Here is a 20,884-nt window from a genome sequence, read left to right on the forward strand (position 1 = left end):
GGAGGTTCAGGTTTTTTTCTTCTGCCTGCCGGTGACCGGTCTGTCACGAAAAAGCACGTAGGTGGCCCCTGCCCCGCCGTCGCAGGAACGGGCCGAGGCGAAGGCGATCACCCACTTGCGCCAGGCCCCCTTGGTGAGCCTGTAAAGAACCCGGTTTTTCAGAAGGGGCTCGTTTCTGGAAGAACGCCCCCGGCCATGAACCACCAGCACGGCCCTCAGGCCCTGGGCCAGCGATCTTGTGAGAAATTCGTCCAGGGCTTCCTCGGCCTCGTCAACCATCATTCCGTGCAGATCGACGTGGGCCTGTATGGAAAACTCTCCGGAGTGAAGGCGCTTGGCCATGTCCGGGTGGATGCCGTAGCCGGTGCCCTCGATGTATTCGCCGGTGTGGGACACAACGAATCCGCTTCCGCCTTCTATGAGCTGCTTCAAAAGGCCAAGGGCCGTGGCGTCCGGGTCTTCAGCAACCGGCGGCTCGGAAATCGCGCCAGGCGCTCTGGGCAGACGCTCCTTTTTGGTATGAAGCGGGCTGACATCTGTGGTGTAGCGGGAAAACAGCGAGGCGTCGTCTTCGGGCGATGAAACGGCTTCGACAGGGGCTTTGACCAAAGGTTGGGCCGGTTTTTCGGGTGCTGCGGGGATATGGGGGAATTTCGGCTTTTTCTTTTTTCCCGGCCCGTTCAAAAGTCCGCCCAGGGCTTCAAAGGGCGTATGAAAACCCTGGGGCTTTTTGGTTTTCATGGAAAAACCCCGAAGGAAGTGGAAGGCTTTTGAACGGATTCCGCCCGGATGCTCGATGCCTTTGGGCCATGTGAATAAGCCCGTGAGAGCGCCCTTGCATGATCCGGCTTTTTTACGGAGCTGGAGGTCTCATCATGCATTTATGGGCCGTGCTTGTGCGGCCCGGTTCAGGACGACTCCCGGCCAAGCGCCATCATGGGAGCGCCGGTGCTTTCGCCCGGCTGGCCCTGGGAGGAGCCTGCGGCCTTTCTCTTTTTCAGGCAGGTCTTGTCCTTGCGCACCACGGCGCAGACCTTGGGATTGTAATATTCCCTGCAATTCACCGGGTTGTATAGAGGGCATTCGGGATGCTTGTCAGCCATTTATGAAACCGCTCCTTTTTTACGCATGCAAGGCCCGTCGACAAGGGGGCGACCCCTGGCCGACAAGCCGGATTAACTTCTATACCACATGGCCGCCGGTTTTGCAACGGATTGTGACACAGTTTTGACGCAATCAGACCTGAAAATCGCAACATCTTGATATATTACCGGGAGCGCAATTTATTTCCATTCTCCGCTTTACGGAAAATAGTGGAGGAGGAAGATCGGGGCGCTTCTTCCCGCATCGGACTTTCCTTGAAAAAAGAAAAGAACCATGCTCCGCTTAGGGGCTGTTTCCTAAAAAAATTTGTTGCACCGAGGTTGTGAATTCGCCCCGCCAACAAGGCGCGCGACTGAGGAATACTTAACGTATTTCGCAGGGAGCGCAACACAGTTGGCGGGGATGAAGGCGCAACCGAATGCAAAAGTTTTTTTGGAAACAGCCCCTAATATCAAAAAGATCAATTGAAAGGATTGGAGCCGTCATGACAGAGAAAAAAATCTGCGCCAGGGCGGGGCTTCGCCTGTGGCTGGAAACCGACGATGGGGTGCTGGTGGGCAAGGGCCGCATGGAGCTTCTGGGCAAGGTCGACGAGCTGGGATCCATTAAAAAGGCCGCCGAGGCCATGAACATGAGCTACAGGGCGGCCTGGGGCAAAATCAAGAAGACCGAGGGCGTTCTGGGGGAGAAAATCGTGGACGTTCCGGGCGGAAACCGCAAGGGCTGCAGCCTGACCCCAAGAGGCCGTGAACTTCTGGCTTCCTTCACCTCCTGGCAGGACCGGGTTCTGGAATACGCCAAAAACACCGCTGACGAGTTTTTCCCCTGGATGGCGGGCAAAATTTAATATGCTCATCTTGACATAATTCAAGCGCAAGTATACAAGACTCCCTCATGTGTCAAACTTTTTTCAGGGAGGCTTCCATGCGAAGAAATCTCACCGCTTTAACCCTCTTGACGGCCCTGGTCCTTGGCCTTGGCTCTTTAGCCCTTGCAGGGGAAACCCTCATGATGGCCACCACCACCAGCACCCAGGACAGCGGGCTTCTGGACTACCTGGTTCCGATGTTCGAAAAGGACACCGGCATCACCCTCCGCTATACCGCCGTCGGAACGGGAAAGGCCCTAGAGCACGGCAAGAACTGCGACGTGGACGTGCTTCTGGTCCATGCCCCGGCTGCTGAAAAAAAATACGTGGCAGACGGCAACGGCCTTGACCGCAGGCAGGTGATGTATAACGATTTCGTGCTGGTGGGGCCCGTGGCCGATCCCGCCGGAGCAAAAGGCAAAACCGTTGCCGCCGCCCTGGCCGCCGTTTCCGCCAAAAAATCGGTGTTCGTGAGCCGTGGAGACGAATCCGGCACCCACAAGGCCGAAAAAGAGATCTGGAAGGGCGCGGGCCTTACTCTTCCCGACAAGGAATCCTGGTATCTCGCAGCCGGACAGGGCATGATGCAGACCATAGTGATGGCGGGCGAACGGGGAGGCTACACCCTGACCGACCGGGCCACCTGGATAAAGTACCTTTCAAAGGAAAAGGGCAAGTCCCCCCTGGCCATCATCGTGGAAGGCGACTCTCCCCTTTTGAACCAGTACAGCGTCATCATGGTCAACCCGGCCAAGTGCCCAGCCGTAAAAGTGAAGGAAGCCAAGCGTTTTCTGGACTGGTGGGTTTCCAAAAAGACCCAGAAGGCCATTGCCGGATTCACGCTGGAAGGCAAGCAGCTTTTCTTCCCCAACGCCGGAAAATAGCATCGGGGTCAAACGTGGACTACCTGTGGGAAGGACTTTTAACGGCCTTCGCCCTGCTTTTTTCAGGGGATGAATCCACCTGGAGCGCAGCCTTGGCCACGGTGAAGGTGACCGCCCTTTCAATGGGGATAAGCCTTGCCGTGGGCATTCCCCTTGGCTTTATCCTGGGCTACGCAGAGTTTCCGGGCAGAAAAGGCCTCAGGCTCTGCTCGGACACCCTGATGGCCCTTCCCACAGTTCTGATAGGGCTATTGGTCTACGCCTTCATCTGTCGGCGCGGGCCCCTTGGAGAGCTTGGTCTTCTTTTCAGTTTAAGGGGAATCGCCATCGGCCAGGCCATGCTTGCCATTCCTATAGTGGCCTCCCTTACGGCCCAGGCCCTGGAAAGCCAGGACCGGCGCGTGCGCGAAACCCTGCTCACCCTGGGCGCACGCCGTTTTCAGATGGCCGCAGGATGTCTCCACGAAGCCCGCCACTCGGTGATGGTGGCGGGCTTCAACGCCTATGGCCGGGTGGCCACCGAGGTGGGCATATCCCTCATGGTGGGCGGCAACGTAAAGTGGCAGACCCGCACCATAACCACCGCCATAAGCCTTGAAACCGGCAAGGGCGAGTTCGCCACCGGCATCGCCCTTGGGCTGATCCTGCTTCTGATGAGCTTCGGGGTAAACCTCGCCCTGTCGTTTTTCAGGCAGCGGGCGGGTCAGATCAATTCCCCAAGAACCCTGTCCGTGTCCTGACTGCCATGAACGATCTCTACTCCATCGAAAATCTCGCGGCCTCCTACAATGGCCGCCCGGTGCTGGCCCTTGAAAGCCTCAAAGTCGGCTGCGGCGAGGTCGTCGGCGTCACCGGCCCAAATGGAAGCGGCAAGAGCACCCTTTTGCGCATCCTGGCCTTTTTGAACGCCCCCACAACGGGCAGGGTCCTTTTCGACGGAAAACGGATTTATCCCGGAGGGAAACAGGAAGCGGAGGCGGCCAGGAAAAAGGCGGGGCTTCTTTTACAGGAACCCTATCTTCTGCGGCGCTCGGTTTACAACAACGTGGCTTACGGGCTTAAAATCCGGGGGGAAAAGGAGGGGATCGCCGAGGCTGTCCATATGGCCCTTGATTCCGTCGGCCTTGACCCGAAAAAATTTTCGCGCAGGCTCTGGTTCGAGCTTTCCGGCGGGGAAAAAAGCCGCGTGGCCCTGGCCGCCCGGCTGGTTCTGAAACCTTGCGCCCTTTTGCTTGACGAGCCCACCGCGAGCCTGGACATCGAAAGCGCGAAAGCAGTCAAATCCGCAGTGGCCTCCGCCCGCTCATCCTTCAACGCCTCCATAATAATAGCAGGCCACGACCACGAATGGATGAAGGGCCTTTGCGACCGGTTCGTGGAATTGTGAAAATGCTCTACTCCGTTGCTTCAGCGCTTGAGTTTTTTCGAAAAATTCGTGACAAATTGCACAGCCTGAAATTTTTCAATAAGCTTTCAAATCAGCTTTTTTGGTACTTTTCCAGAACCGCTTCCACCGTAAAATGATAGATATTTTTTCCGCTATACAACCAGAAGACGTTACCCCTGGCTGAAATCAATTGTGGTTGTATCTGCTCTTCAAGCATATCTGCCAGTTGTAATTCGGCTAAAATTTCAATCATTGAATTTGAAGTCATCTTTGTTAAAAAAAATTTGTTTCGCTCATCATATCCCCCTGCGAAAAGCACCATTCCTTTTGAAACAGCAAAAGCATGGGAGCCATGAACAGGCTCTGGCGTCTCCCAGAAAGCATGTACCTTAAAGGCGCGTAAGTGTACTAAGAAAAAATCTGTGTAATAAAAAAAATAAACGTCGTTATCAGATTTTACGTTCAGCGCATAACAATCAATAATATCGTCAAGACCTGAAGTTGGTGAATATTCGAAAATCTTCTTTCCATAACGGTCCCAGGCAACCAAGCCGCTCTCCCCTATTGGTTGATTCCAGCCAAAATTTCCAAAAACCCCTTCATCAGTGTAACTGGTCCATATTGTACCGCTTTTTGTAACCTGAACATCCATAATTCCATCTCCCAATAATATCTCATTTTTCAGTTCCATATCACTGCCGTATATGCGCCCATTTTTTTCTATGTCATCAGGCCCTTTAAAGTGAGACCTGGCGCACGCCAATAGCAATTCATTGTCTGAAAGTGGCTGCACATTATGAATATTAAACCCATCAGCAATAACACTATTATAAAAATCGAATCGCCAGCTAATAGGTGCGTGCAATTTGTTGTACATATTTTCCTTGTTTGCCGATATTATAGATACGACACCTGATGTTACTGTATTGCTGTATCCATGCTGTTTATTTGCTACAAATGCGTAAAGCCTACCGTTGTGCCCGGCATTGAATGCAGTCAAGTGTCCTTGTAAAATATAAGGTTGAAAATTAATTACGGGGTTCAACTGCAAAGTAAATTTTTTCATTGAATATCCGCCAATATTGAACACGATTCCACGTAGGCCCTTACTGCGGCTTCCGCATCCTCCAGGGTTTTTGCCCTCATCACCGCCTCCCGGAAGTTTCCGGCTCCGCTTAAGCCCTTGGAAAAGGCCGAAAGCTGGCTGCGCATCATGGGCCAGGCCCTTTTCCTACCCAATAGCTGAGCGGTTTCATCGGGGCACAAGGACATGAGGGCCAGGCGCTCGGAGGCTGTCACCGTGCGCTCTTCCCTTCCCTCCATCACGTCCAGCGCCTGGGCGAAGATCCACGGATTTTTCGCGGCGGCGCGGCCTATCATCACTGCGTCGCAGCCGGTTTCCTCCATCATGGCCCAGGCGTCCCGGCCCGTTGAAACGTCGCCGTTGCCGATCACTGGAATTTTGAGCATCCCCTTTATCCGCGTTATGATTTTCCGGTCGGCCCTCCCGGAAAAGCCCTGTTTGGCCGTTCTCGGATGAACCGCCACAGCGTCCACCCCGCAGTCTTCGGCCATTTTGCACAGGTATTCCGCCTCGCTCCCGCTTGAATCCCAACCGGAGCGCACCTTTATGGTGAGCGGGACCGGAATTTTCTCCCGAACCGCCCTTAAAATCGCCCGGCTCCGGTCCATGTCCCGCATGAGAGCCGCGCCAGCGCCGATTTTGATGACCTTTTTCACCGAGCAGCCGAAGTTGATGTCCACGATGTCGGCCCCGGCCTCGTAAACCAGTTGGGCCGCCTCGGCCATGACGTAGGGGTCGGAGCCGAAAATCTGCACCGAAAGCGGCCGCTCGTATTCGTCGCTTTGGAGCAAAACATTGGTGCGGGCCGATTGCCGCACAAGGCCGTTGGCCGAGACCATTTCCGAGCAGACCATACCCGCGCCCATTCTTTTGGCCGCAAGGCGGAAGGCGAGGTTGGAAATTCCGGCCATAGGGGCCAGGATCAGGGGATTTGAAAGAGTGACCGAACCGATCTTCACAAGGCGTTCCATTTTCGATTTTTCATGAAGCGGGATTGCGTTTTAATGCGTTTGCCTGTAGTTTTAAGAACATAAATTTTCGACAGTTTCATTACAGCATAATCGGGAGAACGGCAACATGGCGATTATTCACGAAAGCGCTTACGTGGCCCCTGGGGCCTTCATCTTCGGAGACGTCACCGTGGGCGAGGACGCCTCCATCTGGCCCGGGGCCTCTCTTCGGGGCGACATGGGCCGGGTGGTGGTGGGCCGGGGCTCTTCAGTCCAGGACGGCTGCACCATGCACATCCAGCCGGGCGACACCGTGGAAGTGGGCGATCTTGTCACCATAGGCCACGGGGTGGTTCTCCACGGCTGCTCGGTGGGGGACTTCTCACTCGTGGGCATGAACGCAACGGTCCTGGACGGCGCGAAGATCGGCAAGCGCTGCCTTGTTGCCGCCGGAAGCCTGGTAAGGCCCGGAACAGTAATTCCCGACGGCAGCTTCGTGGTGGGCAACCCCGCCACAATCAAGGAAGGCCGCACCCCCGACATGAGCCTTCACTACATGGGCGCCATCATCTACATCGCAATGGCCCACATGTACAGGGAGGGGGCCGAGAGCTTTCCCATCGAAGAGCTTTCCCGAAGGGCCGAAATTCTAAAGCTGAAATACCCCTTTGCCTGACGCCCCGTAAAAGCCCACGAAGGAAAGACTCATGGAACAAGACCTGCCGGGCCTTAAAAACACCCCCGAAGACCTTTATCGGAGCGTTTTGACACATCTGCGCTACTCCCTGGGCAAAAGGCGCTCCGAAGCCACGGCCCGGGACATCTACAGGGCTGTGTCATACTCGGTGAGGGACCGGCTCGTGGACCGCCTGCACGCCACCACGGACCGCTACCGCAAGGCCGACGCCAAGAGGCTCTATTATCTTTCCATGGAGTTTCTCATCGGCAGGAGCCTTGTCAAGAATCTCGACAACCTGGGCCTTATCGAGGCCTGCGCCGAGGTTGTAGGGCGCTTCAATGTAAGCATGGAAGACATGCTTGAGGAGGAGTCAGACTCGGCCCTGGGCAACGGCGGCCTGGGAAGGCTTGCGGCCTGCTACCTGGATTCCCTGGCCACCCTTTCCATGCCCGGTTTCGGCTACGGCATCCACTACGATTACGGGCTTTTCAAGCAGGAAATCCACAACGGCTGCCAAAGGGAGCGCCCGGACTCATGGATGGACGGCGCGGACGCCCTGCACATTGAGCGCGCCGACCAGGCCGTAATGGTCCCCATGTATGGCGCAATCGAGCACGCAGCCGACCGCTGGGGCCAGTACAACCCCATGTGGATGGGCTGGAAGGTGGTCATAGGGGTTCCATACGACATCCCCGTGCCGGGCTGGAGCGGCGAAACCGTGAATTACTTGCGGCTCTACGTGGCCCGACCCTCCACCGAGTTCGATATCAAGATTTTCAACCAGGGCGACTACTTCATGGCTGTGGAGCAGAAAATCGCCACGGAAAAAATCTCCAAGATTCTTTATCCCGCCGACACTGTCACGGCTGGCAAGGAGCTTAGGCTCACCCAGGAATACTTCCTGGTGGCCTGCGCCATAAGGGACATCATGCGGGAATACTTAAGGGACCACGAGGGCTTCACGGCCTTTCCCCACAAAGTGGCCATACAGCTTAACGACACCCACCCATCCCTGGCCATAGCCGAGTTGATGCGGGTGCTCGTTGACGAATACTGGCTGGAATGGGACGAGGCCTGGGACATCACCTCCAAAACGGTCGCCTATACCAACCACACCCTTTTGCCCGAAGCCCTGGAAACATGGTCTGTGGGCCTTCTTGAGCACGTGCTTCCAAGGCACCTTCAGATAATCTACGAAATCAACCGCAGGTTCCTGGACCGGGTGCTGGAAATCTGGCCGGGCGACCTGGACCGCATGAACCGCATGAGCCTCGTTGCCGAAAACGGTGAAAAAATGGTCCGCATGGCCAACCTTTCCATTGTGGGATCGCATCGCGTAAACGGGGTGTCGCGTCTCCATTCCGAGCTTGTGAAGGAAAGCCTGGTTCCGGATTTTTTCGAGATGTGGCCGGAAAAATTCACCAACGTGACAAACGGCATCACCCCAAGGCGCTGGCTTGGCCGCTCCAACCCCGGCCTTTGCGGGCTTCTGGCCGAAAACCTCGGAGACGGGTTTCTGGGCGATCTGGACCGGCTGAAAAAACTGGAGCCGATGGCGGACGATCCGGCCTTCTGCGAAAAATACCTCAAAGTGAGAAGGGCCAACAAAGAGCGCCTGGGAAAAATCATCAGCGAGACCGCAATGGTCACCGTCAATCCCGACTCCATGTTCGACATGCAGGCCAAGCGCATCCACGAATACAAGCGCCAGCTTTTGAACGTGCTGGCGGTCATGGCCGAATACATACTCCTGGTGGACGACGGCGTTGAGCCGCCCGCACCCAAGACCTCGATTTTCGCCGGAAAGGCCGCGCCCGGCTACCAGACCGCCAAGGACATCATAAGGCTCATCCACTCGGTGGCGGACGTCATCAACCGGGACAAGCGCACCAAGGGACTTCTGAAGGTGGCCTTTCTGCCGGACTACCGGGTGACCCTGGCCGAAAAGATGGTCTGCGCGGCTGACCTCTCCCAGCAGATATCCACCGCAGGCTACGAGGCGTCCGGCACCGGCAACATGAAGTTCGCCCTTAACGGGGCCCTCACCATAGGCACCTTGGACGGCGCGAACATAGAAATCAGCGAGGAGGTGGGCCTGGAAAACGTCTACATCTTCGGCCTCACCACGCCGGAAGTGGCGAAAATCTCGGCGGACCGCTCCTACCGGCCAACGGCCCTCTACCACGCGGACCCCCTCCTGCGCAGAACCCTGGACGCAGTGCGCGACGGGCGCTTCTCTCCATCCGAACCGGGCCTTTTCAGCTGGATATGCCCCTATCTTCTAAGCGATAGGGACAAGTATTTCCATCTGGCCGATTTCGCATCCTACATGGCCGCCAGGAAAAAAGCTGGAACTGATTACAAGGATAGGCTATTGTGGGGAAAGCTGGGAATTTTGAACACATCCCGCATGGGGTTCTTTTCCTCTGACAGGTCAATACGGCAGTATGCCGAAGATATCTGGAACATAGCGCCGGTAACGTAAGAGCTTATCGGGCTTAGACTCAAGGGGCGGACATGAGGATTGAAAAGAGCGAAAGCGGAAACGTGCTGATTCTGGAAATCCTGGAAAAGAGCCTGGATGCCAGCGTGGCCGCAGACTTTAGAAACGCCATCGCGGACGAGATTCAAAACGGACGCCAAAAAATAGTCCTGGACCTTTCCCACGTCTCCTTCATGGACTCATCGGCCCTTGGGGCCATGGTGTCGGTTCTGAAGATTATGGGACAGGGGGGGGAACTGGTAATCTGCGGGGTGCGGCAGGCGGTGATGAGCGTTCTGGCCCTCACCCGCCTGGACCGCATATTCAAAATCGTGCCCGACCAGGAAGAGGCCTGCTTCATACTGAAGCCGACTGCGTGACCCGGCCCGAATTTCCAGCGCGTCAGAAAAGCCCGGCCAAAAGGGGATGGGCCGCCAGTTGACGGGCCAGGTCCTCCACTGCGGATTTGAAGACATCCGCCACCACGTCTCCCGACCCCGTTCTTCCGTGCCCGGTAACGGAAAAAGATGCAACCGGGCTTATATCCGCGTTTTTCAGCACGGAAAAATCCACGGTGATCTCACCCCTCAAAAGAGCCCTGGCAAAGCCCATGGTTACGTGGAATTTCAGATTTGCGAGCTTGCCGGTAAGGGTATAGTCTGCGTCCTTTTCTTTCACCTTGTAACCGGCCTGGCCGAGTACCTCGGCCACAGCCCTGGCAAGAAGGCCCGCTACAGGCTCTTCGGTAAGATATGAGCCCCTGGGCGGCCCCCCTCCGAGCCTTATCTTGTCCATCACAAGCCTGGGATCAAGGCCCCGCAGATCGGTGAAAGCGCCCATGCCTATGGTCAGCGCTGGGTCTTGCAGCACCTTGGGAGAAACTGCGGACGCTATGTCGGAAACGGTTATGATGGCGTTTTCTGTCATGTTCAGGTATTCGATCCCTTGGGTATGGTTTGGCGGCCCGGTAGGGGGCCGTTGTTTTTGGGCTGATATGACCCGATAGGCCGGATAAAATCAAGAACAAATACTCATTGCAGCAGACTCACTTATAAGGATTTTTACGCGTGGACGTATTGGAGGCGATCAGCACAAGGCGCAGCGTGCGTATTTTCAAATCCGAGCCGGTTGGCGGGGACCTGGTCGAAAGACTTCTGACGGCGGCGATGGAGGCTCCTTCGGCGGGAAACGAAGCGCCCTGGCATTTTGTTGTTGTTACCGAAAAGCGCCTTCTGGAAAAAATCCCGTACATCAATCCAAACGCGCCCATGGCCAAGCGGGCACCCCTGGGCATACTGGTTTGCGCGGACCTTCTGCTTGAAAAATTTCCCGGAAACTGGGTTCTGGACTGCGCCGCAGCGGCTCAAAACATACTTCTGGCCGCGCGGGGCCTTGGGCTTGGCGCGGTGTGGACAGGGGTTTATCCCGAAAAAAGCAGGATGGACGGATTCAGAAGCCTTTTCGGCCTTCCTGAAAACATCATGCCACACACCTACATTCCGGTCGGCTGGCCAGCCTCGAACCCCAAGGCGCAGGATCGCTTCAACAGGGAGCGCATCCATAAGAACGCCTGGCAGGGCGAGTGGCCTTGACAGCCTGTCTAAAAACGCGAATTGCTGTGTCGTGATTCATCGTTTTTATCCAGGCTTCATATTCAGCCTTTTTCAACGGGCTGTTAAAAACCACGGGCTTCAAGCAATCTCAGTTGCCTTGCATCTCGAAGCGTAACAGGTTGAACCGGTTGCGGAAAAGGGCGCAGCCGGTGTTGTGGAAGAGCTTTCCGTCGTAGGAAAAATCCTGAAAAGGGATGTGGGTGTGGCCCACGAAAACGTGCTCGACCCCGGTTCCAGGCCTGGAGTCCTGCCCGTCCAGATAGCTGAGGATTCGCCTTGCCATGCGTTCGGGCCTGAAATAGAGCTTAGGCGCAGCTTCCACGATTCCCGACTTCATCAGCATCCCGTAGCAGGCGTTGGCCGCCCTGCCCTTTTTGCGCACGTTTTTCCAGGGTTTTCTGTAGGCTTCCAGGCCCTTTGCGCCAACCTTCCTGTGAACGCAGTCCCCGTGCAGAAATACTGCGTTTTCTATGAACAGGCAGTCGCGGTGCCAGAAAAAGCCCGGAGCCCGCGTGGTGAGCGTGTCCAGCGCCGCCGAAAATCGGTGGCTGCAGTCGTGGTTTCCCTGGACGTAGTGTACCCTAAGTTTCGGATACTGAAGGGTGATGTTCTCCAGCCAGGCCACTGCTTCCTTGATGGTGTTGCTGACGGTGGAAAGGGTCGTCCACCGGAAGTCGAAAATGTCGCCGTTAAGCACCAGAAGGTCGCAGTCCCGAAGCGCGCCGTAAATTTCCCCCAGCACGTATTCGGCCCTGGTTCTTCCGGTGAACATGTGCAGATCGGAAACCACCAGTCCTTTTATCATTTAAGGACCTATCCCCCAAAAAAGGTTGCCCCCAGGCGGTCCAAGCCCGATCAGGCCGCCTGCCCCAAAACCTTGCCAGCCTGTCAAAAAAGGCTTGAAGCCTGGATATCAATTTGAACTTGGGCGATGAAGCGCAAGGAAGGCGAGAAGCCAATGAGCAAGCGTACTGAAAGTACGTGGCGGAATTGGCTTTGACGCCTGACACAGCGATTCGCGTTTTTAGACAGGCTTTTTTACAGCAAGGGCGCGAAAAGCCTGCCCACCCCGTGCAGAAACCGCACCCTTCTCCTTTTTTCACCCTGCCTTGGGCGGCAATAGGAAGTGAGCCAGCCCATCCAGGCATCAACCTGTTTTATCACTTCCGGGTCGTGGATTGAAAGCCCCACCTCATAATTATACAGAAGGCTTCTCATGTCCATGTTGGCCGAGCCCAGAAGCGCAGCCCGGTCATCCACCAGCATGGCCTTGGCGTGGAGCATCCCCGGCTGGTAGAGAAGAACGTTCCCTCCGCTTTCCTCAAGCTGCTCAAGATACATTTCCCTTGCAAGATCGGCTATGCGATGGTTGCTCCTGCGGGGAAGCATCATGGTCACGTTGACCCCCCTTCGGGCCGCCATGCAAAGCGCTTCGGCCAGGGTCTGGTCAGGCACGAAATAGGGAGTCACAATCCAGGCCCTGGTTTCTGCTGCGTAGAGGGCGTTGATTATGGCCTCCCTCAGCGAATCGGCTTTCACGTCAGGCCCGGAGGCGATTATCTGAAGGTGGCCGACCTTTCCGTCTCCGGCGTGGTCGTTTTCGGCGGGCCTCGCGGGTTCCAGTTCCTCGCCCGAAGCGAAAAGCCAGTCCGAACGGAAAATTTCGTAGAGCTGGTCGGCAACCGGGCCGTCAACCCTAACCGACAAATCCTGCCACCTGTCACGCGACCCGAACGGCCCCATGTATTCCTCGGCCAGGTTCATGCCGCCCATCACCGCAGCCTTCCTGTCAACAATAAGCATCTTTCTGTGGTTGCGCAAATTGCTCCGGCCACGGCTGAAGGGCAGCCTCATCATGGGCATGAAAAAGGCCGTTCCGCCCCCGGCCTCCGTGAGGGGTGAAAGAAAGGCGGATGAAAGCCCCATGGATCCGAAGGCGTCCAGCAAAAGCCGCACGTGAACCCCGGCTGCGGCCCTGCGGGCCATGGCGTCCACCAGTGCGCGGCCCGTGTCGTCATCTTTGAGGATGAAAGTGGCCACGTAAATCGAACTAACGGCGCTTTCGATGAGACCCATGCACTCGTCGTAGGCCTGCTCGCCCGAAGGCAGCATGACCACGGTATTGTTTCTGGTAACGGGAAAGCTTCCGTGAAAGCCGGGGGGCAGCAGAGGCCGGATGTCGTCCTCGTCGTATTGGTCCGGTGTCTTCTTGGGCAGAAGGGGCTTGGACTGGGCCATGGAATTCAGCTTGCGCCCGCCCAGCATGAGGTAAAGCGGAACCCCCACGTAGGGAATGAAGGCGATGGCCATGATCCAGGCGAGAAGGCTTCCGTGGGACCGACGCTCGGTTAGAATTCGCGACATGAGAAGCAGCGCGAAGAGATATCCCAAGGTAGGCAAAAAGTGGACGGCCAGCACTTCACGCAGGTGATAGACGAAAAGCTCGTGCAGGTCGGAAAAAATTATATCTGAAAAGGTCATGGCCGCCACGGACGCAAGGAGATTTTCGGTTTGTCCCGAAAAGGCATTATAGCGTTATGACGTCATTATGTCCACAAGATGGAGTCTGAGGAAAACGGGGGTCGAAAAAGCGGATGCCGGGCGGGCCTTAACGTTTCCCGCGAGGCCCAATAATTTCCAAAAAATTGCCCCGGCACACGGCTTCATGGTCCCTTGAAGAAAGATTGAGGCTTTGAATCATGGAAACCAGGGGCTTGTAATCGAAGCGGCCTTTAACGTTATGGAAATACGGCCCGTCCGAGCCGAACAGGCATTTTTTGGCACCAAGCTGGTTAAGGGCAAACAGCGCGCTTTTGAGGTCCACGTAGGCGGAGCAGGAAAGATCGAAAAAAACATTGGGCTTGTTCAAGGCGTACTGCTGGATTTCCTCCTGGTACGGCACGCCGCAGTGGGCGTAAATGACGCGCAGCTTGGGAAAGCGGTCTGGAAGGAGCCGGAAGTCACCGTTTTCGCCCACGCCCAGGTGCACCAGCATGGGCAGGCCTTCTTTTTCGCAGAAGGTGGCGGTGTCCGTGAGCAAGTGAACCGGATAGCCATGCCAGAAGGGATGGGCCTTTACCCCTATCATCCCAGCTGTTTTCAGGCAGCGCCCTATTTCATGCAGGGGACTTGCAGGGCCTTTAGGATTCACGAATATCCAGCCCGAAAAGCGGCCAGGAAAACGCCTGACTGCGGCCATGACAACATCGTTGTTGGGCTGGGGTTTTATCCTGTAGAGCTTGCCCCCGACGTCCGCCATGCCGTCGTCTTTGACCCAGCTGTTGTAGATCAGACGGGCAACCGAAGCGCCGGGGTTTTTCCTCACAAGGCTCCTGAAAACCGGCGAGGCCGCCCGGAACAGCAGGGTCTTTTTGAGGTTCGGGCACATGGGGGCGATCAAGGCCGCCTTTTCGACGCCCGATTCGTCCATTCCCCGAAGAAGGCCCTCCACCGGGACCGTTTCCTCATCAAAATGCATGTGGCAGTCGTACATTCCACCCCTTGAACCAGAACTTCAACTCCATGAAATTCATATTACGAATTCAGTATATTCAAACATTTCACACACCACATCGCCACTGTTTGGCGGGCAATTGTTGGGTGAACCCCGGCCTTCGGCCAGGAACCACCCAACCTACTGAAAAAGATGATCTCAAGGCATTGCTCTAAGCAACAGTCCACCCCGTTCGCCGCCTTATCTTTTTTTCTCCCTTGCCCGAAAGTCTCGGACAGGGGGTGCACAGGCGATGAAATGCAAGGAAGGCGAGGAGGGCGGGAAGGACGCGTACTAAAAGTACGCGACGCGCCGCCCGACGATGCCTGACGCCGCAGTTCGCGCCTGTGCGCCCCCTGTCAGTGGACGACGAGATTCTGTGCCCGCGCCTTTGCTTCTCTCAACTCCTCGCCCTGGATAACCGAAAGGGTTTCGATGACGACTTCCACCTTGCGCTGTTCGGAGGATTCCACGGCTGTTAGGTGGAGGCGGCCTTCCTTGTTCAGGGTGAAGGAGATGATGACGGGGGTGTCTTCGGGAAGGCCGGGCGGCAGGTGCAGTATGGCTGTGCCGATTTCCCGCGAGAGTTCGGGCGGAACGGATTCTTCGCTGGTTTCCGACTCCATGATGCGGATGAGGACGGTTTTCTGGTTTTCCACCGCTGTGTAGAATTCCTGGGTGACTTCCACCGGAACCGCCGTGTTGCGCAGGATGCAGTTGACCACGACTTCATCGTTGTTGGGGTTGGTTGCGAGGACTCCGAAGCTCTTGGAGGCCACGTCGCGCACCCTGACCATGGAGCTTTTGACCGCCGGGAGGGTATAGCCGGTTTCAGCCGCGACCTCGCGGGCGACTTCCTCCACGTGCTTGGCGTCCACCTTGGCGAAGTCCTCCATTTTGTTGATCTGGACCTTTTTGCCAATTTTTTTCTGGAGCCGCTCGATGAGGTTGTCGTTTATGGAAAGTTTCCAGCCGTAGATGGCCGCGCCCTTTGCGACCGCCTCTTCGGGCGAGAACATCTTGGGTTCTATGCCGAATTCCTCCTTGATCCTGGAGATGACCATGGGCATGCGGACCGAGCCGCCCACCAGGATGAATTCGTCGAACTTGCTGTAGCCCTTTTTCTTGGCTTCGCCGAGCATGGCGTGGGTGAGGCTTATGGTGCGCTCCATGAGGTCGTTGGTGATGGCGTCGAATTTTTCCCTGGAAAGCTCGACCTTTACCCGCTCGCCCCCGTGGGTGATGGAGATGGGGGTTTTTTCCCGCTGGGACAGAATTTTTTTGGAGCGTTCGGCGGAAAGCTGGAGGTCCTGGCAGGTGTCCGGGTCTTCCAGGATGTCTTCCTTGGATCCGGTCTGGCGGTGGAATTCCTCGACCAGGGTGGCCACCACGCGGTCGTCCCAGTCCTTGCCGCCGAGGTTGTGATCGCCGCCCGTGCAGATGACCTCTATGGCTTCGGGCTGGATGTGGATCATGGTTATGTCGAAGGTTCCGCCGCCCAGGTCGTAAACCAGGACGACCTTGTCGTCGGAGGACTCGGTGGTGCCGTATGCGATGGCCGCCGCCGTGGGCTCGTTGATTATCTGGCGCACGTTGAATCCGGCTATTTCGCCCGCGATCTTGGTGGCTTCGCGTTCGTTGATGCCGAAGTAGGCCGGGCAGGTGATGACCACGTCCGTGACCTTGTCGCCAAGGTGGGTCTCTGCGTCCTGGGCCACCTTCCGCAACACGAAGCTGGAAATTTCCTCGGCCCGGTAGGATTTGCCGTCGTGCTCGAATAGAAAGTCCGGTTCGCCCATGGAGCGCTTGACGAAGCTCACCACGTCGTTGGGGTAGAGCTTGGCGCTTTCCTTGGCCACGTCGCCCACAACGATATTGGGTCCGTCGAAAAACACCACGGAGGGAGTGACGTTCTGGTTTTCCGCATTGGGCACCACCACGGCCTTGCCGAAATCGTCCACGTAGGCGATGGAAGAGTACGTGGTTCCGAGGTCGATTCCGAAAATGCGCTTCATCTGCTTTGACATGGCCATTCCTCGTTCTTAAGCGCCGAGTGCCGGATTATATGAGTAAACCGCAACCATTTCACGCCGAATAACCTTGCCGTCCCACTCGTAGCCGGGGGCGAGGCTTTCGGCAACCGTTTTGTCCAGCGAAGCCTCGCTGGTGTCGACCTTGCGGACAACGCGCTGCTTTGCCGGATCGAACCTTCCGTCATCAGCGATGAAGGGGATCACGCCCTGCACCTGGAACACGTCTTCCATGTCCTGGGCTACGTCTTCCAGGGCCTTTATGAGCCTGGGCTGATCTTCGGGCCCCAGTTCCCTGCCTTTGAAGTGGGTGGCCAGCTTTCTTGCGTCGTCCACAACCTTTATCAGGTCCATCACAAGGCCCGTGATGTACTTTTTGATGAGGTCGGTCTTGTATTCCTGGAGTTCGCTGTGCAGGACGTCTATGACCTTTTCCTTGTGCGCGTCGTACTTGAGCTTTTCCTCGAACTGCCTCAAAAGGTCGTTCATCTGAACGGAAAGCTCGTTTAACCGGAAATTCACCGAGTCAGCCGCCACGGCATTTGTGGCGCCGGAAAACCTCGATTCGTCCCTGTGCACGTCATCGGGGGTGACCACGTCGGCCCCGGTGGCTACGCCCGTCCAGCGAGGGGTATGCTCACCCTCTCCGGGCGAGTCCTTCGGGGGCGAATCATCCGGCCTCTGGTCCTCGCCTGACACTGCATCAACCTCGCAGCCGATCACGTCCATAAGCTCAGGAGAGCAGTCAGTTGAAGGAGAGCCGTCGAGGTCCGAAATGGAAATAAGCTCTATGTCGATGCCGCCTACCCCCGACACAGGGGAGCCGCCGGCCTCATTGAGCCCGTTTTGCGGAAACGGCGCTTCTTCCACCGGCTCTGTTCTGTCTTCGTTCATTGTGTCCCTTGTGCCTAATGAATCAGCCCCAAAACTGGGGGAAAGGACCTATATTCTGTAAAAGAGGCCTTGAAGGCTTTTCGGACGCCTGTACGGCTTGGCAGAAAAGCGAGCGGGCATCATGCCGCATTGACACCACATACCTTATAACATGATCGCGCTTTTATGAATTATCCTTTTTTAATGCATAACTTTTTTAATGGATGCAAAAGAATTGCGCCCGACTGAAATATAGCGTTTTCCTGATTTTTATACGGATAATATCGTAAAATTGCATCGAATCCGCCTAATTGTCAAGAAAGATTATGGCTGACCGCCGCTATTAAGTTTAACTGATATTTATACTGAAAACATAAGTTGCAGCGTAGTGGCGCTTCGCGCCTCACGGTTTCACCCGGCAAAAGCAGCGCAACCGTATCGTTGACTCGGAAGCCTCACTCAATTTTTGCTTGCGGCGTTTCACCTAACCTTTCAAGCTCTTCCTTGAGCCGTTCCTGGTCCTTTTCGGACATCTTGAGGAACCTGACCCCCATGCCCACGGGATGCTTTACAGGGTCGGCGGTTTCGGCCCTCACCCAGGCGACCTGGCACTTGATGCGCATGGGCGTTTCACCCCTGGACATGGCAAGGTCCAGAAAAAAGACCTGCCCCTCGGCAAGCGGGCTGTCGGTTCTGATGAACATACCGCCGCAGCTTGCGTCGCGGCAGGCGGTTTCCAAAAATTTGTGCCCGTCCTGAAAGGAAACGTTTATGCTTCGGGAAACCCTGGGTTCTTGCCTGAGGTGGCTCACGCCCAACGAATTGTCCGTTGCCTTTTTGAGGCGGGTGACGAGGCTTTTCATTATCTTTTGCATTATGGGGGATAGGGATAGAAGCTCCCCTTCCAATGCCTGTTTGTCGAGAATTCCTACAACGGTCCTTCCCACGGCCTTGGCCGTGGCGGAACGATCCATATGCGCAACAAAGGCCATTTCACCGAAAACGTCATCCTGGCGGATCACCTCCACCACCAGGTTTTCACCCCTGACTTCCTTTATAATTTTCACCGCGCCGGAAATGACAACATAAACCTGTTCGTCGTCGCTTCCCTCGTTGAAGATGATCTGGCCATCTTCAAAGGTCTGTTCAGCCGCCAATTTATATTTCACAGCCAAACCTCCCCGTCAGAATTTTTTAGCAATGACCTTGGCAGGCGGTTTCTTGCCCTCCCGTTCCAGGGCCTCCTCCAGGCCCGGCGCTTCAATGCCGACCAGCGGCTTTCTCTTCCGTTCGGAATCGGATTCGATGGTAAAGTCCCCGTCGGAATCAAGGTCGGGAAGCGAGTCGAAATCGTCTCCGCCGTCGAAAACGGAGTCGTCATCGAGATCAGGAAGGACTTCAAGGTCGTCGGCGGAGATTACGCCGTCGTCCTCGGTAAGAAGGTCCATGTCGGCAAGCTGCTCAAGCTCCGCTGCGGCCTTGGCGATGGGGTCGTCGTCGTCGGGCAGGCCCCTTCCGGAAGGAGCCGTCCTTCCCTGCCTTGGGGAAGGCTCATCCGGGCCTTCGCTTTCGGCCTGGTCCGGCAATTCACCTTCATCGAGAATTTCCATATCACCGACAACCGAAAGCTCTGCGTCTTCCAGGTCGGGCAACTCCTCGATATCCTCAAGATCAGGCAACTCCTCCGCCGCCTCCAGATTGGGAAGTTCGTCCGGGTCCATCTGCACGGGGGCCGTATCCAGGACGGAATCGTCATCCTGATCCTCTTCAACTATCCCGGCGGGCAGAACCACGGGCGAGGCTTCAAGCACGGCAGGGGGCAGAATGCTAACCATCAGAAACTTGGAGCCGTCCTTCTTGCCTCCGTTTTCATTCCAGAGGGCACGGTCACGCTGCTTCACCATGTTCTCAAGATTTTTTAACAGGTCCGCCTTGTCGGCAAGGTTTTTCTGGTACCTGCCCATGTAGCGCAGGGCGCGGAGGACCTCCTTCAAAAGGTCCTGGGCGCTTGGAACGCCTATGGCGCCGTGGAGTCCTGAAAGAAGGTTGTCCACGAAACCGTTGAGCCTTTCGGCCAGGAAATCCTGGGCTTTGGCAGGATCGGAAATGTCCTTCAGGGCCTCAAGAACCGCGTGGGTGAAAATTTCAACCGGGATATCCGGGTGATACATGGAAAAAAGGTTTTTTTCACCGGCGGCGGCAACAGGTTTCAAGCGGTCAATATAGAGCCTTATCCAGCGCCTTACGTTTTCCATGCGGAGATCGTGGCGCTCGCCGGTTTTACCGGACAGATCAGGGCCATTGGGAGGCGGTTCAAGCATATAGGCCCAGGAACCCAGCTCCATTTCAAGGCCCTTCACGATCTCGCTCAAAATATCGGCGTAAAGGCCAACGAGGCTAGAAAGCGAGGAGGAGGCCTTGTCGTCTTCAACCCTTTCGATGAGCTTGAAGGACAAAAGCGAATGCAAGACCTTGTAAACGGCGAAATCCTCGTACCCCGACTCGTTTATGAGCTGGCGCACCGTCCGGGTTCCGTCTATAAGCGAAAGAAAACGCCATTCTATGGCGTTGAACTTCAGTTTTTCCTTGTCTCCGAACTTTTCGCCGATCTTGAAAATAACCTGTTCGTTTTCGATATGCTTTTTAAGCACCGACATCTCGTCTATTCGACGCGTGGCCTCAAGAATTATGCCCATGATTTCCAGGCGGGTTTCCATGATCCCGTCCGGAGCCTTGTCGAAATCGTTATATTCGAAATCTCCCTTGTCCCACAAAAACAGGTTGTAAATTACGTCCTCTGCCTGCTTGTGAATGACTTTTTTCAGGATTTCCTGGGTGATGTAGCCGCTTGCCACCAGCACCTTGCCCACGGCCTGCTTGGTTTCGCTGGCTTTTACGAGGCATTCCTGGAGTTGCTGGGCGGTGATGACACCCTTGCTGCGAAGAAGGGAACCAAGGCGGGTCTCCATCTGGTTGCCCTTGGCATAGATGGCGTTTCCCTGCTTAAGGAAGATGGTGACTTCCTTAGGCCCCTCCGTAAGGCGCAACTCGCCGGTCTTGGCGTCGTTGACCAGCATCTGGAGGAGGCTGGGCAGGGATGATGCTTCGAAACTTCCCTTCAGTTGCATGCTTCTGATTCCTTGGTCTGCGTGGGGCTGTAACTTCGCCACACTCCAAAGAACAATATCCAGATGGACATCGATGTTGACGAGTTCGAAACACAGCCACACGGCCTGCCGAACTCCTGAAAGGCTCGGTGAAAAAATCCCGGAGTCCTGAAATTTTTCTGGAACTGGGCGGTTCAGGGCGGTTTCAGGAAGTTCCGTAACCACCAGGAAGACAAACGGAGCTGCCTGAGGGTGCTTGGGTTCTGCCCGAAATCCGGCGCGGCCCGCACTTGGCGGCGAGCGGCATTAAACATGCCAGCCTTACCGGGA

Annotated in this window: 20 protein-coding genes; 8 read left to right on the top strand and 12 right to left on the bottom strand. The window is 56.0% G+C overall.

Annotation, left to right across the window (positions count from 1 at the left end; all coding sequences use genetic code 11):
* Positions 1–6 precede the first annotated feature (6 nt).
* Both HZB23_08140 and HZB23_08145 read right to left on the bottom strand, forming a co-directional pair.
* The gene (locus tag HZB23_08140; GenBank protein MBI5844622.1) at positions 7–741 is read right to left on the bottom strand and encodes a Smr/MutS family protein; all 735 of its coding nucleotides are present in this window, start codon (positions 739–741) and stop codon (positions 7–9) included.
* Positions 742–908: 167 nt separating this feature from the next.
* Positions 909–1,103 (bottom strand): hypothetical protein, encoded by a 195-nt coding sequence (locus HZB23_08145; GenBank protein ID MBI5844623.1) that lies wholly within the window; start codon positions 1,101–1,103, stop codon positions 909–911.
* A 419-nt stretch (positions 1,104–1,522) separates the two neighbouring features.
* Between HZB23_08145 and HZB23_08150 the strand changes: the two genes are divergently transcribed.
* The 4 genes from HZB23_08150 (at position 1,523) to HZB23_08165 (ending at position 4,243) form a co-directional block, all read left to right on the top strand.
* Complete coding sequence (locus tag HZB23_08150; protein ID MBI5844624.1) at positions 1,523–1,951, top strand: LysR family transcriptional regulator; 429 nt, start codon at positions 1,523–1,525, stop codon at positions 1,949–1,951.
* Between the two features lie 77 nt (positions 1,952–2,028).
* Positions 2,029–2,856: a substrate-binding domain-containing protein gene (locus tag HZB23_08155; GenBank protein MBI5844625.1), complete on the top strand. Its 828-nt coding sequence runs from the start codon at positions 2,029–2,031 to the stop codon at positions 2,854–2,856.
* 14 nt (positions 2,857–2,870) lie between these two features.
* Entirely contained in the window at positions 2,871–3,596 is a 726-nt protein-coding gene (locus HZB23_08160; protein ID MBI5844626.1) for an ABC transporter permease, read from the top strand.
* A 5-nt stretch (positions 3,597–3,601) separates the two neighbouring features.
* Positions 3,602–4,243: an ABC transporter ATP-binding protein gene (locus tag HZB23_08165; GenBank protein ID MBI5844627.1), complete on the top strand. Its 642-nt coding sequence runs from the start codon at positions 3,602–3,604 to the stop codon at positions 4,241–4,243.
* A 91-nt stretch (positions 4,244–4,334) separates the two neighbouring features.
* On the opposite strand, the gene HZB23_08170 is transcribed toward HZB23_08165, so the two are convergent.
* Entirely contained in the window at positions 4,335–5,309 is a 975-nt protein-coding gene (locus tag HZB23_08170) for a hypothetical protein (GenBank protein MBI5844628.1), read from the bottom strand.
* Positions 5,306–6,298: a tRNA dihydrouridine synthase DusB gene (dusB, locus tag HZB23_08175; GenBank protein ID MBI5844629.1), complete on the bottom strand. Its 993-nt coding sequence runs from the start codon at positions 6,296–6,298 to the stop codon at positions 5,306–5,308. Before dusB ends, HZB23_08170 begins: the two co-directional genes overlap by 4 nt.
* A gap of 106 nt (positions 6,299–6,404) precedes the next feature.
* Between dusB and HZB23_08180 the strand changes: the two genes are divergently transcribed.
* The 3 genes from HZB23_08180 to HZB23_08190 are packed head-to-tail and all read left to right on the top strand — an operon-like array spanning position 6,405 to position 9,818.
* Complete coding sequence (locus HZB23_08180) at positions 6,405–6,953, top strand: gamma carbonic anhydrase family protein (GenBank protein ID MBI5844630.1); 549 nt, start codon at positions 6,405–6,407, stop codon at positions 6,951–6,953.
* A gap of 31 nt (positions 6,954–6,984) precedes the next feature.
* On the top strand, positions 6,985–9,441 hold the full coding sequence (locus HZB23_08185; GenBank protein MBI5844631.1) for a glycogen/starch/alpha-glucan phosphorylase: 2,457 nt from the start codon (positions 6,985–6,987) through the stop codon (positions 9,439–9,441).
* A gap of 32 nt (positions 9,442–9,473) precedes the next feature.
* Positions 9,474–9,818, top strand: coding sequence for an STAS domain-containing protein (locus HZB23_08190; GenBank protein ID MBI5844632.1), 345 nt, complete (start codon positions 9,474–9,476; stop codon positions 9,816–9,818).
* A 22-nt stretch (positions 9,819–9,840) separates the two neighbouring features.
* On the opposite strand, the gene HZB23_08195 is transcribed toward HZB23_08190, so the two are convergent.
* Positions 9,841–10,365, bottom strand: a complete 525-nt coding sequence (locus HZB23_08195) for a hypothetical protein (GenBank protein MBI5844633.1) — start codon at positions 10,363–10,365, stop codon at positions 9,841–9,843.
* Between the two features lie 140 nt (positions 10,366–10,505).
* Between HZB23_08195 and HZB23_08200 the strand changes: the two genes are divergently transcribed.
* Positions 10,506–11,030, top strand: coding sequence for a nitroreductase family protein (locus tag HZB23_08200; GenBank protein MBI5844634.1), 525 nt, complete (start codon positions 10,506–10,508; stop codon positions 11,028–11,030).
* Between the two features lie 109 nt (positions 11,031–11,139).
* Here HZB23_08200 and HZB23_08205 read toward each other — a convergent pair whose 3' ends face one another.
* From HZB23_08205 to HZB23_08235, 7 genes are all read right to left on the bottom strand, one after another.
* On the bottom strand, positions 11,140–11,856 hold the full coding sequence (locus HZB23_08205; protein MBI5844635.1) for a metallophosphoesterase family protein: 717 nt from the start codon (positions 11,854–11,856) through the stop codon (positions 11,140–11,142).
* 233 nt (positions 11,857–12,089) lie between these two features.
* Positions 12,090–13,532, bottom strand: a complete 1,443-nt coding sequence (locus HZB23_08210; GenBank protein ID MBI5844636.1) for a PLDc N-terminal domain-containing protein — start codon at positions 13,530–13,532, stop codon at positions 12,090–12,092.
* Between the two features lie 127 nt (positions 13,533–13,659).
* Positions 13,660–14,544, bottom strand: coding sequence for an amidohydrolase family protein (locus HZB23_08215; protein MBI5844637.1), 885 nt, complete (start codon positions 14,542–14,544; stop codon positions 13,660–13,662).
* A 359-nt stretch (positions 14,545–14,903) separates the two neighbouring features.
* On the bottom strand, positions 14,904–16,559 hold the full coding sequence (locus tag HZB23_08220; protein ID MBI5844638.1) for an Hsp70 family protein: 1,656 nt from the start codon (positions 16,557–16,559) through the stop codon (positions 14,904–14,906).
* 27 nt (positions 16,560–16,586) lie between these two features.
* Complete coding sequence (grpE, locus tag HZB23_08225; protein ID MBI5844639.1) at positions 16,587–17,468, bottom strand: nucleotide exchange factor GrpE; 882 nt, start codon at positions 17,466–17,468, stop codon at positions 16,587–16,589.
* Positions 17,469–17,902: 434 nt separating this feature from the next.
* Positions 17,903–18,616 carry a TIGR02266 family protein gene (locus HZB23_08230; GenBank protein MBI5844640.1) on the bottom strand — a complete coding sequence of 238 codons (714 nt, stop codon included), beginning with the start codon at positions 18,614–18,616 and terminating at the stop codon, positions 17,903–17,905.
* A gap of 15 nt (positions 18,617–18,631) precedes the next feature.
* Positions 18,632–20,575, bottom strand: coding sequence for a DUF4388 domain-containing protein (locus HZB23_08235; GenBank protein MBI5844641.1), 1,944 nt, complete (start codon positions 20,573–20,575; stop codon positions 18,632–18,634).
* Positions 20,576–20,884 lie beyond the last annotated feature (309 nt).

Source organism: Deltaproteobacteria bacterium (assembly GCA_016235345.1).
Taxonomy (GTDB): Bacteria; Desulfobacterota; Desulfobacteria; order Desulfobacterales; family Desulfatibacillaceae; genus JACRLG01.